Genomic DNA, 15,490 nt, shown 5'->3' with positions numbered 1-15,490 from the left:
CGAGGTCATCGCGGGCTTCGCCAATGCCGTGAAGGCATTGTGCGTATCCGCGTACACCCGGTCGCTCGGTGGGAGCGCTCGGTCACCAGCGGAGCCGGCGTCCGAGCGCGTAGGCAATGCCGCTCTCCAGGGTGCCTTTGGTCACGATGCCGCTCAGATCGGCGCCCATCGTCGTGAGCGTCTGCGCGATCTGCGGCTTGATCCCGGTGAGCACGACCCGGGTGCCGAGCAATCCCGCGGCCCGGGCCGCGTCGACGAAGGATCGCGCCACCCGCTCGTCGACGACCTTCACCCCGGTGATGTCGAGGATGGCGATCCTGGCCTGCCGGTCGGCGATCCCTTCAAGCAACGTCGTCAGGATCTGCTCGGCGCGCGCGGGGTCGACGCTCCCGACGATCGGCATCGCGACGACGCCGGGCGCCAGCGGCAGGAGCGGCGTGATGAGCTCCTGGATCGTCGCCTGCTGCATCTCGATGAGCTGCCGCTGCATCTCCGCGCGCTCGGCCTCGGCCTGCTTGGCCCGGCTGATGTCCACCGAGATCGTCCCGACCGCGTAGATCTTCCCCTCGGCGTCGCGGATGGGGAACTTGGTCGACAGGTAGGTGCGCGGACCGTCCGGGTAGACGAGCACCTGCTCGGATGCGCCCGGGCGCCCGGCGGCCGCCACCTCTTCATTGGCCTTTCGTATCGAGGCGGCCGCCGGCGCCGGGAGAAGGTCGTAGACGACGCGCCCCAGCAATTCCTCGCGGCTCATCTTGTAAAACGACTCGATTTCGCGGTTCACGAGGAGGAGCCGGCCCGCGGCGTCCACGGCGACCACCATGGACGGCGTGTATTCGAGGAACGCATGGAGCAGGCTCTCGCTCCGCTCGAGCATCTGCTCCGTATGCTTGCGCGCGGTGATGTCGTGCGCCGACCCGAGCATCCGCCGCCCCGGTCCCTCCGGATCGCGGCCGAGCGCGACGCCTCGCTCGAGGAACCATCGCCAGCCGCCGTCGCGACCGCGCACGCGGTACTCCACCGTGGCCTGCTCCCCGCTCTCCGAGGCAGCGACGCGAGCCCGGTACTCCTCGATGCGACCGATATCGTCCGGATGGACTACCGAGGACAGGCCGTCGCCGCGGGGCGAGCCGGCCGCGGCTCCGCCGCCCTCTTCGAGGAGACCGGCGAGCTCCCGGTTCCGGTAGACGTACCGCCCCTCATCGAGATCGAGCACGTAAACGACGCTGGGCAGCGCGTCGACCAAGCGCTCCGGGAAGCCGCGGCCAGCCGCCTCCAGCTCGGCGACGCGGGAGCGCAGGCGCTGCACTTCCTTCTGCAACGCGTCCAGCTCCGCCTCGAGTGCCACGGTCTTCTGCGCGTCCATCGGCCTTCCAGGGCGAGGTTATCCCAGCCTCGGGCTGAGGTGGGCCACAATTTTCCTGGGAATCCTGGCTCCAGCACGATCGCGCGGTATTTTTCGACAAAGGCGCTGGCTGCCTCCCGGGCCGCCAGCCGTCGGCGGCGCGCATCGCGGAGGCGCCTTGCCGGCAAGACGGCGAGCGCGAGCGCGAAGGTCATGAACGTGGAAGTGCTGCGCGTCGGCTGACCTGGACCGCCAATGCGGCAGCCGCGATCCCCGCCGGCGCCAGTCCCAGGACTGCCTGTACCAGCGGACGCCGTGCTACTGCCCGCGTTCCCGCCGCCCGCAACACTGCTGCTTGCGCCGCCGCCGCCGCCCGCAACACTGCTGCTTGCCTCCACGTCAGGTGGAGGCCGCTCACGACATGAGAGGCGACCTTCCGCCGTCGACGCCCTTGTCGATGGCGTCGCTGTCCGGCGCGAGGCGGAAATTCGTGAGCACGGGCAAGCTGCCGTCGGCCTGTCGCGGAGCGTCCAGCCCCATTTCGGACGGATCCTGAAAGTCCGCGTCCGAGGCCGTGACACCCCCCGCCGTCCAGGAGTTGTTCGCGCCGTCGGCGCCGTTGCGGTTCGAGAACAGCGTCCCGCCGAACGCCAGATTGTTCCAAACTGCGGGCCCTCCGGGTTGACAGGTCCAGCGTCTCTGCGATATCGGCTGCGTGTGCGCCGCCGGAGCACATGGGGAGTGGATCCATGCGACGATTCGCGATCTCTCGTTGGCTGATAGCGTGTTTGGCGAGCTGTACGTCGGCGCCGCCGTCCACGCCGGGGGATGGGGTCGTCGAGGGGCCCCCGCCCCCTGCGCCGTCGTGCCCGACCCAGAAGCTCGCGTTCACCCGGGAAACGGGGTGCGTGAACGATGGATCCCTGGAGTTTTGCCTGCCGTCGGACGACGCGGCGCTCCTCGCGCGCGTGCGGGGCATCGCGCCGGCGATCCGGGCCGGCTCGTCGCGGGGGCGCGCCAGGTGCGATGTGCCCGCGGAGACCCTGTACTTCTTCCCCACGGGAGACGCCGAGTGCACCGCGCGCCATGGCGCGCTCGACGACGCGGCCTGGGACCAGGTCTGTCGTATCGCCGCGCTGCCCGAGGTGCGGGAGATCGTGCCGACGTGGTACGAGTGAGCGCGGGCGGGCGCTCCTGCGCTGGCTCGCCGGCCGAGCGGCCCGGCCGCACGGATGGCTGATCGCTGGTAGAACCACGCCGCGGAGAGGGCCGCCCGCCATCCCCCGGGCGTGAGGGGGTGAGCAACCCGATCACGGACGCGCGAGGCCGGCCGCTCTGGAGTCACTTGACACCGCTCGGGGGCGGCACCTTGTTCGCCGTGGTCCGACCCCTGCCGTGCCCCGCCCGGCTCATGCGCTCTCGGCGGAGCGCGTGGCGCTCGTCGCGGCGAGCGGGCACGCCGGTGAGGCGCTGGGCTTCCAATTGCGGTTGCGGTTACGGCGAAACTCCAGCTCCGGGAAGAGGAGGGTGCACACATGGCTGATCGCTGGGAGGACCCTGTTCGTACGACGAGCTTCGGATTGCAACTGGTCGAGCCTCATACCTTGCGGGAGAACCGCGGCTCGTTCATCGGGCTCGGCATCGCCCTCCTGGTGCTTGGGGCTCTCGCGATCCTCATGCCCGTGATCGCCTCGCTGGTCACGGCGGTCGCCATCGGGGCCGTGCTGGTGGCGAGCGGCCTCTTCCAGGGCCTCCACGCCATCCAGCACCGGCAATGGGCCAACTGCGGGTGGTCGCTCGCGAGCGCCCTGCTCCAGATCGCCGCGGGCGTCCTGATCGTGGCCTTCCCGGTGACGGGCACGGTCACGCTGACCTTGATCCTCGCGGCCTTCTTCTTCGCGGAAGGTTTCCTCAAGATCGTCCGCGCGCTCCAGCATCGCGAGATGCCCGCCTGGGGCTGGCTCCTGTTCGACGGGCTGCTCGCGCTGGCGCTCGGGGTCCTCATCTGGTGGCGCTGGCCGAGCACCGCGGCGTGGGCGATCGGGCTGCTCGTCGGCGTCAACGTCCTCGTCAGCGGCACGTCGATGTTGCTGATCGGGACCAGCGCGCGACAGCGGCCGGTGGCCAGCATGTGACAGGCGCCCCGGGCCGGCGACAGCGCCAACGCTCGTCCCTCACTGGCCACCTCCGCTCGTGGCGAGCAGCCAGGTCTCCACGGCGTGCGCGAAGCCCTCGTCGGCGTTCGACAGCGTGATGAAGTGGGCTTGCCGCTGCACGACGGCGCGCGCCTGCCCCATGGCGATGCTGAGCCCGCTCTCCCGGAACATGAGCACATGGTCGGGCAGCTCGCCGATCGCGGCCATGGCCGCGCCGGAGAGGCCGAGGCGCGCCGAGAGGGTCCTCGCGACCTCTCCGGAGTTGGCCCGCGGGTGCACCACCTCGATGCAATGGGGCACGGGGCGTGACGCGGAGAAGAACGCGCAGGCCCCCTGGAGGTCCGACTCGGCGCGCTCCAGCCCCTCGGCGTCGTCGCTGACGCCGACGATCTTGACCGCGCTGTCCACGACGCCTTCCCAGCGCTCGACGACTTTGGGGACACACTGCGCGACCGCCTGCTCGCGCGCGACGTGCGGCGTGCCGGCGCGGCGCACCAGCCAGTCGTCGCCCTGGTAGACCCAGACCGCGGCGCCGTGTCGCTCCAGGGTCGCGATGACGACCGCGGCCGCGCCGTTGTCCATCGGGTGCTGCTCGATCACGGAGAGATCCGGCCGCACCAGCACGGCGCCGCCGAACGCGGCGACGGGCGTCGCGATCCCCAGCCGGCCGAGCAGGACGCGCAGGCCGCGCGGCGAGCGCCTGCTCATCAGCGCGAGGTCGATCCCGGCGTCGCGGAGCCGACTCACCGCCTGCTCCGCCCTGGGGGTGAGCACGCCGTCGGGCGTGAGGAGCGCGCCGTCCACGTCGGCGAGCAGCACGCGAATCCCGGTCATGCGGCCTTCCTCGCCACCGGGGTGGCCAGGGCGGGCGTCCGCCACCCGCCGAGGTCGGCGGCGAGGCGGTCGGCTTCCGCTGGGCCCCAGCTGCCCGTCTCATAGGGCGAGAGCGGCGTCGCCTGGTCGAGCACCGGATCGACCACGGCCCATTGCGCCTCCACTTCGGCCTGGCTCGCGAACAGGGTCGGATCGCCGGCGAGCGCATCGCCGAGGAGCCGCTCGTAGGGCCCCAGCGCCTCGGACAGGTCGTTCGTCACGAGCAGCTCGGTCGGCTGTCCGGCCATCATCTCGCCGGGCGCCTTGATCCGCACGCCGACGGCGAGCTCCGGCGCCGGGGCGAGCCGGATGCGCACGTAGTCTGGATCCCCGCGCCCGACATCGTCGAACACGGCGTGCGGAGGCCGCCGCATCAGCACGATCACCTCGGTCGCCGCGACCGCGAGGCGCTTGCCGGCGCGGATGAAGAACGGCACGCCCGCCCAGCGCCAGGTGCGGATGCGGAGCCGCGCGGCGCAGAACGTCTCGACCTGCGACCCTGGCGCGACGCCCGGCTCGCCGCGGTACCCGTGGTATTGACCGCGGACGACGTGCGCCGGATCGAGCGGCGCGATGGCCCGCAGCAGCCGGACGCGCTCCGCGCGCACGGCGTCCGCGTCCCCGGACGGGGGTGGATCCATGGCGAGGCACGCGACCACCTGCAGGAGGTGGTTTTGCAGGACGTCGCGGATGCACCCGGTGGCGTCGTAGAACCGGCCTCGGCCCTCGATGCCGAACCGCTCGGCCATCGTGATCTGGACGCTCTCGACATGGTGGGAGTTCCAGACCGGCTCGAGCAGCGCGTTCGCGAAGCGGAAGTAAACGATGTTCTGGACCGGCTCTTTGCCGAGGAAGTGGTCGATCCGGAAGATCTCCTCTTCCGGAAAGACGCTCACGAGCGTGCGGTAGAGCGCCCGAGCGGACTCCAGATCGTGGCCGAACGGCTTCTCGACGACGAGCCGCCCTCGCCGCACGCACCCGGAGCGGTCGAGCGCCTTGACGACCTCTTCGAACAGGTCGGGCGGCACGGCCATGTAGTGGAGCGGCCGCTGGGCGGTGCCGAGCCGCTCGCGGAGGCGGTGGAACGTCGCCGGATCGGCGTAATCCCCGCTCACGTACGAGAGCCGCGCGCACAGCTCGCGAACCACGCCCGCCTCGAACGCGCCCGCCCGCTCGAGGCTCTCGCGGACGCGGGCGCAGACCTGATCGAGGCTCCACGGGCTCTTGGCCACGCCGACGATCGGCACCTCCAGCTTGCGGCGGCGGACCAGCCCGGCCAGCGCCGGGAAGATCTTCTTGAAGGCCAGGTCGCCTGTCGCTCCGAAGAGCACGAGCGCGTCGGCGGCGTTCATGCCGCCTGCTCGGCGGCGCCGGACATCACGCGCCGCGTGCCCGAGCTCTCCTTACCTTCCATCCATCCAGTGCGCATGCGCTCGGCTCCTCGCGTCTCGCCATGGCCCGGGGGCCCTGGTCCCGATCCGGCATCGCGTGTGCCACGCTGGATCGGCGCGAGCACGCCTTTCGTCACGCGCGCTGTGACGCCGTGCGCCTGGGCCTGCCTGCCCTGACGGCCCGCCTCTTCAACAGGAGCGGGAGGCTCTCGATCACGTCGACCCGATCCGCGATGAACAGCGCGACCCAGTGGGAGAGCCGGTGATCCGGGACCTTGTAGGCGATGCGGCGCAGCGCGCCGCTCGCTCCTCTCGGCGGCAATGCCGTGCTGAACACCGGTGTCGGGCGGGCGCGCCCTGGGTGCCTGAGCAGCGGCCCCTCGATCGGCTGCTGCTCGGGCTCGATCCAATGCGCGCTCTCCAGGAGGCGCGGCGGCACCTCCCTCGGGACGCCTGGCCTGTCCTCGAGGCAAAGATCGACTCCCCAGTACGGCAGCTCCCTCGGCAGCACGATTTCGGCTTCCATGATCGTCCCCTCCTCGATGACGGAGCTCACTTGGCCCCCCGCGGAATGAGCACGCATTTGAGGATCCCGTCGGTCCTCGCCGCGAACACCCGGTACATCTCCGGGGCCGCCTCGAGCGGGGCGCGGTGGGTGATGAGCGCCCTCGGGTCGATGTTCCCGCTGCGGACGTGCTCGAGCAGGCGGGGCATGTACCGCTTCACGTCGCACTGCCCGGTCTTGATCGTCAGGCCCTTGTTCATGGCCGCGCCCACGTCGAGGAGGTTCCACGGCGGCCCGTAGACGCCGACGATCGAGACCCTCCCGCCGCGGCGGACCGACTGGATCGCCCAGTTGAGGGCGACGGGCGAGCCGGCCTGGAGCTTGAGCGCCTTGCCCAGCACGTCGTGCAGCGCCGAGCCGTTCGCCTCGAGGCCGACCGCCTCGATGCAGACGTCCGGCCCGCGGCCGTCTGTCATGTCCCGGAGCGCGGACACGACATCCGGGGTCTCGCTGAAATCGAGCGTCTCTGCCTTGTTGTGCCGGCGCGCGAAGTCGAGGCGGTAACCGACCGAATCGACGGCGATGACCCGGCGCGCGCCGAGGATCCATGCGCACCGCTGGGCCACGAGGCCCACGGGCCCGCAGCCGAAGACGGCCACGGTGTCCGCGGGGCCGATGTCCCCCATCTCCGCGGCCTGATACCCCGTGGGGAGGATATCCGAGAGAAAGAGCGCGTCCTCGTCCGAGAGGTCGTCGGGGATCTTCATGGGCCCGACGTCGGCGAAGGGGACGCGGACGCGCTCGGCCTGGCCGCCCTGGTAGCCGCCGGTCGTGTGTGAATAACCGAAGATCCCGCTGGCGAGCGTGGTGAGCGGGTTCGTGTTCTCGCACGCGGAGGTGCGCTCTCGCTGGCAGAAGAAGCACGTCCCGCAGGCGATGTTGAAGGGCACCACGACGCGGTCGCCGCGCTTCAGCGTTTGCACCGAGGCCCCGAGCTCCTCCACGACGCCGGTGAACTCATGGCCGAAGATGGTCCCCACGCGCGTGTCAGGCACGTAGCCATGATAGAGGTGCAGATCAGATCCGCAGATCGTGGCGCGACTCACGCGCAGGACCACGTCGTTCGGATGTTGAACCCGAGGCTCCGGGTTTTCCTCGACGCGGACGTTCTTCGGCCCATGGTATGTGAGCGCCAGCATTCGCACGACCTCCCAGCTTGCCCGATGAGGCAATGCAAGGGCTGAACCAGGCGCGCGCGCTCGTGGGTGCACCTGGCGTAGGCATCGGCGCTCCGGGCTTCGGGCGCCCAGCCTCGGGACATCGAGGACATCGCTGCTGGCGCCGGCGGCCCGGGCGCCATTCGCCCCATCAGCGGTCGTTCGTCCTCTTCTTCTCTTTCTTCGGCAGCGGGGGCAGCTTCAGCCTCTTCGGATCGCCGAGCGCGCAGGCGCCCCCTTGCCGAGGCGATAGGCCGCCATCTTGCGTTTCAGGGTGTTCCTGTCGATGGCGAGCGCCCGCGCAGCGCGCGAGAGGTTGCCCTCGTGCACCTCGAGCGCGCGTCCGATCGCGGCGCGCTCGGCCGACGCCACGGCCTCCGCGAGCGGCGCGACCTCCTCGCCGCCCGCCTCCGACACCGACGCTCGCGCGATCCCGCCTGCGCCGCCGCTCGCCGGCCGCGCCGCCGGCGACGCGATCTCCGGCGCGAGATCGCCCACGTCGACCGTGTGCTCGCAGAACACGCCCCACCGCTGCACCTCCGCGCGCAGCTCGCGCACGTTGCCCGGCCAGGCGTGCTGGTAAAGGCGCCTCAGCGCCTCGCGCGTCACCTCGAGCCCGCGCCCCTTGCGCCGCGACTGCACCTCGTCGAGGAACGCGCCGACGAGCACCTCGATGTCGCCACCCCGCGAGCGCAGCGGGGGAACCTCGATGATCGCGCCGCGGAGCCGGTAGTACAGATCCTCGCGGAACGTCCCTTCCTCGACCATCGCCGCGAGATCGCGGTGGGTGGCCGCGAGCACGCGGACGTCGAGCTCGATCTTCGCCTCGCCGCCCACCCGCCGCAGCGTCCCGTCCTGGAGCACGCGCAGCAGCGACGCCTGCACCCGCGGCGACAGCTCGCCGATCTCGTCGAGGAACAGCGTCCCGCCGTGCGCCTGCTCGAAGACGCCGCGCCGCCGCCCCGCGGCCCCGGTGAAGGCCCCCGCCTCGTGGCCGAACAGCTCGCTCGCGAGCACGCCCTCGGCGAAGACGCTGCAGTTCTCCGCGATGAACGGCCCTCTCGCGCGCGGGCTGTGCTCGTGGATCGCCCTGGCCGCGAGCTCCTTTCCGGTCCCGGTCTCGCCGACGATGAGCACGGGCACGTCGGTCGCGGCGACCCGGGCGATGCGGGCGCGGAGGAAGCGCATCGGCTCGCAATCGCCGACGAGGACCGTGTCGCGCGTGCGCGCCTCGGCCCGCAGGCGCACGACCTCCTCGCGCAGCGCGCGGATCTCCGGGAAACCCTCGATGTCGAGCCGGACCTCGCGCACCGGCCGCGGGTGCGGGTGCGGCACGAACGCCGCCGGGATCACCTGGAGCATGCGCGCCGGCAGGATCCCCGCCTGCACCAGGATGACCCAGAGCGTCTGCGCCTGCGGCGTGCCGGCCGAGAGCAGGACGTCCGTCGCCCACGCCGCCGGCGGAAAGGCGCGCTTGAGCTGCGCCGAGAGCTTGCCGAGCGCCCGGAAGAGCTTCGCGTGGTCCGACGGATCGTCGACGTCCACGACCCGGAGCTCGATCCGCGGCGCGCGGGCCCGCGCCCGCTCGACGAGCGCCCGCGACGGCGCCTCGCCCGCCGGGATGGTGAGGACCACGATCGCGTCGTAGCGGCTCTCTTCCTGGTCGAGGAGCCGCAGCACCGGCCCGCGATCGCCCTCGGGCCGGCGGCCATGGTGCGCCGGCGCCGGCCCGAGCGTGCCCGCGTCCGACCAGGTGAGGAGGAGGCGATTCACTGGTGCACCGTACACCATGTATGGTGCATGATGTACCACTTTATCTGGTGCGCGGCGCACCACGTTGAGGCGTTCTGCCGGCGTCGCAGCGGGCCGCGCGCTGGCACGGAAGCCGCAAGTCTCCTCCGCATTCCCATGGGCATTCCCCTTCGTATCCGCGTTTGCGTCTGCCTTTGCCACCTGCCCCGGAGATCTCGATGAAAGCCCCCGCCGACAGCGCCGTCCTTCCTGCCCACGCCCGCCTGGTCGCCCGCGACGACGTCTGGCTCGAGGGCAACGCCGTCCAGCAGCTCGCGCGCGTCGCCGCGCTGCCGGGCTGCGTCCGCGCGGTGGGCATGCCGGACCTGCACGCCGGGCGGGGGATCCCCATCGGCGCGGCCTTCGCCTTCGCGGACCGGGTCGTCCCGGAGCTCATCGGCGGCGACGCCGGCTGCGGCGTGCGGCTCGTCGCGACGTCGATCGGCCGCATGGCGCCGGACGTCCTCGAGCGGCGCGCGCGGCAGGCGATGGACGACGATCCGCTCGCCGAGTGCGACCCGCGGGCGGTGTTCGAGCGGGTCTGGGAGCGCGGCGCGCGCGGCTTTGCCGAGGTCGACGGCGCGCCCGAGGCGCTCGCGCGGCTCGCGGCGGCGGAGCCGGAGGACGGCCTTCGCCCGAGCGGGGACGCCTCGCCGTACCGCGCGGGCTACGAGGGCGCGCTCGGCTCGGTCGGCGGGGGGAACCACTTCCTCGAGGTCGCCCGGGTCGGCGCGCTGCGGGACCCTGCGGCGGCGAAGGCCCTCGGCCTCTCCGCGGGGGAGCTCGTCGTCGTGGCGCACTCCGGCTCGCGCGGGCTCGGCGGCGCGCTGGGGCAGCGCTGGGGCGGCGCGGTGCTCGAGGGCGACGCGGCCGACCCGTACCTCGGCGAGCTCGCCGGCGCGTGCCGCTTCGCGCGGGCGAACCGGCTCCTGCTCGCGTACCGGATGCTGCGCGCGCTCGGCGCCTCGCGGGCGTCGACGATCACGGGCGGGCTCGACCTCACCCACAACGACGTCGCGCGCGAGGCCGTGGGCGGCGAGCTGGCCTGGGTGCACCGCAAGGGCGCGGCGCCCGCCCGGGGCAGCGACTTCACCGTGGTGCTCGGGTCGCGCGGCGCGCCGTCGTGGGTGATGCGCTCGTGCGACGCCGAGGCGGGGCTGCGCTCCGTCGCGCACGGCGCGGGCCGCAAGATGGGGCGCAGCGAGGCGCGCGAGAAGATCGCGGCCAGGTACCGGCGGCGCGAGCTCGCCCGCACGGAGCTCGGCGGCCGCGTCGTGTGCGACGATCCGGCGCTGCTGCTCGAGGAGCACCCGGACGCGTACAAGCCGATCGAGCCGGTGATCGAGAGCCTCGTCGAGGCCGGCCTGGCGACGCCTGTCGCGCCGCTCGTGCCGGTGCTCACGGTGAAGCGATGAGCCGGTCGTGGGTGCAGATCAGCGCGGGGAGGGGGCCTATCGAGGTGCGGCGCTTCGTGGCGCGGCTCGCCGAGCGCATGGAGGCGCTCTGCCAGGAGCGCGGGCTCGCGGTGGTCGACGTCACGCTGCACGGCGACGAGGACGCGCCGGCGTCGGTCGAGATCCTGGTGGAGGGCGACGCGCGGCGCTGCCTGGAGGGCGAGCTCGGGACGCACGCGCTGGTCGAGCGGAGCGCGGCGCGGGGGAAGGCGGCGCGCAAGCGGTGGTTCGCGGGGGTGGCGGTCCACGCCGCGGGGGCGGACGCCGGGGAGGGCGCGGGCGCGGGGGTGGATCTCGGCGAGCTCGAGATCTCGGCCTGCCGAGCGAGCGGGCCAGGAGGGCAGCACGTGAACAAGACGTTATCGGCGGTCCGGATCCACCACCGGCCGAGCGGGATCACGGTGCGCGTCGCCGACGAACGCTCGCAGCGCGCGAACGTCCGCCGCGGGGTGGAGCGCATCGCCGAGCGGCTCGCCGAGCGCGCCGCTCGGCGCGTCGCAGAAGGGGAGGCCGCGCGCTGGAGCGAGCACGACCGGATCGTCCGGGGAGAGCCGGTGAGGACGTACCGGGTGGGGCGGAAGAGCGCGCTCGTGGTGGAGGAGGCGCGGGAGTCGCGGTGAGGGGAGCGCCCGCGCCATGTCGCCGGCCTGCCGGCCCGCTCGGATCCGCCAAGCATCTGAAATGTCATGGGAAATCCTGATGTCCCGGCAGCGATGCCGTCGATCGTGCGCGAGTTGGAGACGGTGCAGCTGGGCGATGCGCGCCTGCATCAGCGTGGCCGGGCTGTGGTGGCGCGGCTAAGGGGTGCAGATCAGCGCGGGGAGGGGGCCGGTCGAGGTGCGGCGCTTCAACGCCGTCTTCTTCCAGCTCGCGCTGATGGCTACAGCTGCCGCATGAAGGCGGTGAGATCGCTCTTCTCGTCGCGCGAGAGGTTCAATCCGAGCACGATGTTGAAGAACTCCACGGTGTCCTCGAGCGTCAGGCAACGCCCGTCGTGCAGGTACGGCGGGCTGTCCTTGATGCCGCGCAGGGTGAAGGTCTTGATCGGGCCGTCCCCCGGCTCGTCCTTGAGGAAGCGCTCGAGATGCAGGTCGTGCTGCTGGTTGTCCAGATAGAAGGGCGCCGTGTGGCAGCTTCCGCATTGACCCTTGCCGAAGAAGATCTGCTCGCCTCGCAGCTCGCTCGGGGTCGCCTTCGCGTGGTCGAGGCGGCCGGTCGCCGGGTCGAGCTTGGGCGTCGGCGGGAAATCGAGCATGTTCTGCAGCTGCGCCATGTGGCTGACCTGGATGCGGTCGAGGATGTTCATGCCCTTCTTCATGGCGTGGATGGCATCGCCGTTGAAGTAGGCCGTGCGCTGCTCGAACTCCGTGAAGTCTTCGACGGATCGCAGGCTCCGCTTCGATCCGTGGATTTGCTGGTTGAACACCCCTCGCAAGCTCACCGTGTCGAGGCGGAGGCGCCGCTCCTGCGGGCGAATGTCCGGGTTCAGGTGAAACTGCCCCGTCGTATGGCCGTTGATGTGGCAGTCGAGGCACGTCACGCCGAGGCTCGGCTCACGCGACTTGCGATCGTCGGTCGGGTTGAACTCCTCCTGCGGGAACGAGGTCAGGAGGAGCCGGAGCCCGTCGAGCTGCACCGGCGTGAGGATGTCCTTGAAGAGCCGGTAGTAGTTGTTGATCGACACCACCTCCCCGCGCGACACGTCGCCGAGCTCTGGCCGGTTGCTCAGGAACATCGCGGGCGGGAACTCGGGCAGGAACGCCTCCGGCAGATCGAAGTCCACGTCGAAGCGCTCGAGCCGCGGGAACATCGCGATCTGCATCTTCGGGAAGACCTGGCCGCCGTTCGCCTGCAGGGGATGGGGCAGCGACGGATACGGGAAGATGCCCTGCCGCTTGATCTCCAGGGGAGGCATGGCGGCCAGCTTCTCCCAGGTCAACCCGCTCTGGAGGCGCGCCGTCGGGCCCACGCAGAGCGGCTTGCCGCGCGACATCTTGGCGACGGGGTCGAATCTGGGGGTGAGATCGTAGCGCTGCTCGAGGAGCTTCTGCTGAGCGCGCATGACGTTGGGTTTGTTCGCGATCTCCCGCTTCATGATGGCGGTGGGATCCTCGTTCGGCTTGTCCGAGTTCAGCGGATCCCGGTAGAAGTCGAACCCCGAGACCCTGCCCTGCTTCGGTTGGCTCAGGAACACGGGAGAGGACGGCTCGGCGTTGCGCGCGTTGAAGATGTCGGAGAGGTCGTGGGCGGTCTTCCTTTGCTCCGGCCGTTGCACCGCGACCTGGCAAGCCTCCTGTGCGCGGGCGATCGCGTCGGGCGGAGGTGGGGTCGGACAGCTCGTCTGTGCCCACACGCTGGCGATGCCGCAACCGACCAGCGATGTCGTGACGAACGCGACGACGCCGCGGCAAATCGGCCTTTCTGCGAGCACGACAGTCGTCCGTGGCAAGGTTGGTCGGTTCTTGCTCATGCTCGTCCGTTTGCAAGCGCTAGACCGATCCTCGAGCGGTCCTCGGACCGCGCGAGATGCCTTGCGGGCAGAATCAAATGCTGCAGGACCGGACAAACCGCGGCAATTGGAACAACCCGGCCGAGCCTCGGACGGGCCGCTCCCAGCCTACTTTTTCGGCCGGGCGGCGCTCTGCTTCGAGGTCCCGCCTGCGCTCTGCGCCGCGCGGCGATGAGCGCGACATCGTGTCGCAGGACCTTGGCAGCGGGTGACGCTAGCCTGTCTCGCCATGATCCAGCGAGACCACGACGGGTCTGCCAATGACCCGGCCCGTTTCCCTCACCGCGTGCGAAAGGCAAGCGGATCGATGGGTCTCCGGTCGCGGCGGAGCTCGCGCTGGCGCCGCGTGGCAGCGCTGGCCGCAGCCGTCGCGGGCATGGCGCTCAGCGGCAGGGCCGAGCCCGCGCCGCCCAGCCAGGCCGCCTCCGAGCTCGTCGACTCGACCCCGGCGCCTGGCGAGAGGGCGCTCGCGGCGCGTCTGCTGGCGCCGTGTTGCTGGGATCAGACGCTCGATGTCCACGAATCGGAGGTGGCGCGCGATCTTCGCCGCGAGATCCACGCGCGTCTCCGGCGGGGCGAGGCGGCCGACGCCATCGAGCAGGACCTCGTGGCGCGTTATGGCGAGCGCCTCCGCGCGGCGCCCTCGTCAGGCACGCTCGGCAAGGTCGCGCTGGGATTGCTGCTAATCATCGCGGCGACCTTCCTCGGGATCTTCGCCCTGTTGCGATCGTGGCGGAGCAACGTTGCGCAGGCCGCTCCGTCCGGAGGCACCCTCGCGGCTGCTCGCGACGAGTACGACGAGCGTCTCGACGACGAGCTCCGCGAGCGCGACGCGTGAGCGCGCCGCCTTCCCGGTTGATCGGAGGAGACGTTGACGATCCGCCCCCATCCGCGGGCCCGCATGGGGAGGAAGAAAAAAAGAATCTCTCCTTCTCGCCGTCTCTCGCTCCCCGCCTCCTCGCCTCCCTGTGAAATTTCTGCTTTTTCTCGGGGTTTCAACCCGTTTGTCGCTCTAGCCTGCATGGTTCCCGCCCGGCTTGACACGAACCGCGCGATTCATGCTACGGTGCCCCCGAAGCCACCCGACGCTGCGATGGCGGCCCGGCCTGCGCCGGTCCGTAGCGCGTCCCTGGTGGCCTGCGCGACCCGAGGCCACCGGGACGACCTTCGTGGTCGCTGAGGCTCGGCGAAACATGGTTGAGACGAAGTCGGGGGCCACGACGCTGCCCCTTCTCACGTTCGTTCTCCGCAACTACAAGAATTTCAACGCCCGCGCGACGCGCGACGCGCTCCTCGCCTACTGGGAGCACATCGAGCGCGGGGGGAAGATGTTCTGGGCCGTGGCCGGAGCGATGTCCTCGGCCCAGCTCGGCATCACGCTGGCGCCGGCCATCCGCGCCGGCCTGATCCACGGCATGTCCGTGACCGGCGCCAACCTGGAGGAGTCGCTGTTTCGCCTCGTGGCGCATGACGGCTACCGTGACTTCCCCGACTACCGTTATTTCACCAAGCAGGACGACACGCGGATCCTCGAAAACCGGATGCGGCGCGTGACCGACACCAGCATCCCCGAGGACGAGGCCTTCCGCGCGGTGGAAAAGCACGTCGTCCCCATGTGGGAGCGGGCGACGGCGAGCGGCGAGCGCCGCTTCTGGCACGAGTACTTCTACGAGCTGGTCCGGGCGGTCGAGCCCGCGCTCCACCGTGGACCGCCCGAGGAGTGCTGGTTGCTCGCCGCCGCGGAGGCCGGGCTGCCGCTGGTCGTCCCGGGCCACGAGGACTCGACCTTCGGGAACATCTTCGCGTCGTACGTGAAGCGGGGCGAGTGCAGCGCGAGCATCGTGAAGTCGGGCATCGAGTACATGGTCGCGCTGTACGATCAGTACCGCGCGCTCAGCGAAGGCGCGGGCGTGGGGTTCTTCCAGATCGGCGGGGGCATCGCGGGGGACTTCCCCATCTGCGTGGTGCCGTCGCTCAAGTACGATCTCGAAGAGCCGGCCCGGCCCTGGGCCTACTTCTGCCAGATCTCCGACTCGACGACGTCCTACGGCTCGTACTCCGGCGCCACGCCCAACGAGAAGATCACCTGGGACAAGCTGACCGAGGACACGCCCATGTTCGTGATCGAGTCGGACGCCACCATCGTGGCGCCGCTCCTGCTCGGAGCGCTGCTCGAGTGCAAGCGCCACCCGGCCGAGGCGCGGGCCATCATCGAGGCGCGCGGCGCGTGAGCGCCGGCGGCTCTCCTT

14 protein-coding genes are annotated in these 15,490 nt (G+C 71.1%); 6 read left to right on the top strand and 8 right to left on the bottom strand.

Going from position 1 to position 15,490, the window contains the following annotated elements:
* Positions 1–82: 82 nt before the first annotated feature.
* Both WMF34_RS35690 and WMF34_RS35685 read right to left on the bottom strand, forming a co-directional pair.
* Positions 83–1,366, bottom strand: coding sequence for a PAS domain-containing protein (locus WMF34_RS35690; RefSeq protein WP_437990633.1), 1,284 nt, complete (start codon positions 1,364–1,366; stop codon positions 83–85).
* A 393-nt stretch (positions 1,367–1,759) separates the two neighbouring features.
* A complete protein-coding gene (locus WMF34_RS35685; protein WP_269454205.1) occupies positions 1,760–1,885 on the bottom strand; it encodes a hypothetical protein in 126 nt (41 codons plus the stop codon).
* Positions 1,886–2,133: 248 nt separating this feature from the next.
* Between WMF34_RS35685 and WMF34_RS35680 the strand changes: the two genes are divergently transcribed.
* Positions 2,134–2,523, top strand: a complete 390-nt coding sequence (locus tag WMF34_RS35680; RefSeq protein WP_231864425.1) for a hypothetical protein — start codon at positions 2,134–2,136, stop codon at positions 2,521–2,523.
* A gap of 357 nt (positions 2,524–2,880) precedes the next feature.
* On the top strand, positions 2,881–3,480 hold the full coding sequence (locus tag WMF34_RS35675; protein ID WP_012239622.1) for an HdeD family acid-resistance protein: 600 nt from the start codon (positions 2,881–2,883) through the stop codon (positions 3,478–3,480).
* A 39-nt stretch (positions 3,481–3,519) separates the two neighbouring features.
* On the opposite strand, the gene WMF34_RS35670 is transcribed toward WMF34_RS35675, so the two are convergent.
* The 5 genes from WMF34_RS35670 to WMF34_RS35650 all read right to left on the bottom strand — a co-directional run bounded on the left by WMF34_RS35670 (position 3,520) and on the right by WMF34_RS35650 (position 9,260).
* Positions 3,520–4,335 (bottom strand): HAD hydrolase family protein, encoded by an 816-nt coding sequence (locus tag WMF34_RS35670; RefSeq protein ID WP_437990632.1) that lies wholly within the window; start codon positions 4,333–4,335, stop codon positions 3,520–3,522.
* A complete protein-coding gene (gene zwf, locus WMF34_RS35665; protein ID WP_437990631.1) occupies positions 4,332–5,726 on the bottom strand; it encodes a glucose-6-phosphate dehydrogenase in 1,395 nt (464 codons plus the stop codon). Before zwf ends, WMF34_RS35670 begins: the two co-directional genes overlap by 4 nt.
* A 172-nt stretch (positions 5,727–5,898) precedes the next feature.
* Positions 5,899–6,291 carry a hypothetical protein gene (locus WMF34_RS35660; RefSeq protein ID WP_231864424.1) on the bottom strand — a complete coding sequence of 131 codons (393 nt, stop codon included), beginning with the start codon at positions 6,289–6,291 and terminating at the stop codon, positions 5,899–5,901.
* Positions 6,292–6,317: 26 nt separating this feature from the next.
* A complete protein-coding gene (locus WMF34_RS35655) occupies positions 6,318–7,469 on the bottom strand; it encodes a zinc-dependent alcohol dehydrogenase (protein ID WP_437990630.1) in 1,152 nt (383 codons plus the stop codon).
* 219 nt (positions 7,470–7,688) lie between these two features.
* Entirely contained in the window at positions 7,689–9,260 is a 1,572-nt protein-coding gene (locus WMF34_RS35650) for a sigma-54 interaction domain-containing protein (protein WP_437990629.1), read from the bottom strand.
* A 197-nt stretch (positions 9,261–9,457) separates the two neighbouring features.
* Here WMF34_RS35650 and WMF34_RS35645 point away from each other — a divergent pair, with 197 nt between their 5' ends.
* Both WMF34_RS35645 and WMF34_RS35640 read left to right on the top strand, forming a co-directional pair.
* Entirely contained in the window at positions 9,458–10,693 is a 1,236-nt protein-coding gene (locus WMF34_RS35645; protein ID WP_437990628.1) for an RtcB family protein, read from the top strand.
* Positions 10,690–11,352, top strand: a complete 663-nt coding sequence (locus WMF34_RS35640; RefSeq protein WP_437990627.1) for a peptide chain release factor-like protein — start codon at positions 10,690–10,692, stop codon at positions 11,350–11,352. The genes WMF34_RS35645 and WMF34_RS35640 overlap by 4 nt, the downstream gene beginning before the upstream one ends.
* A 260-nt stretch (positions 11,353–11,612) precedes the next feature.
* On the opposite strand, the gene WMF34_RS35635 is transcribed toward WMF34_RS35640, so the two are convergent.
* Positions 11,613–13,202 (bottom strand): cytochrome B6, encoded by a 1,590-nt coding sequence (locus WMF34_RS35635; RefSeq protein ID WP_437990626.1) that lies wholly within the window; start codon positions 13,200–13,202, stop codon positions 11,613–11,615.
* 346 nt (positions 13,203–13,548) lie between these two features.
* Between WMF34_RS35635 and WMF34_RS35630 the strand changes: the two genes are divergently transcribed.
* Positions 13,549–14,079, top strand: coding sequence for a cytochrome c-type biogenesis protein (locus tag WMF34_RS35630; protein WP_157907146.1), 531 nt, complete (start codon positions 13,549–13,551; stop codon positions 14,077–14,079).
* Between the two features lie 355 nt (positions 14,080–14,434).
* Positions 14,435–15,472 (top strand): deoxyhypusine synthase family protein, encoded by a 1,038-nt coding sequence (locus WMF34_RS35625; protein ID WP_012239612.1) that lies wholly within the window; start codon positions 14,435–14,437, stop codon positions 15,470–15,472.
* Positions 15,473–15,490: the final 18 nt, after the last annotated feature.

The organism is Sorangium sp. So ce145 (assembly GCF_051525985.1).
GTDB lineage: Bacteria > Myxococcota_A > Polyangia > Polyangiales > Polyangiaceae > Sorangium > Sorangium cellulosum_B.
Note: the sequence above shows the minus strand (reverse complement) of the source record. Positions and strands in the feature narration are given on the sequence as shown.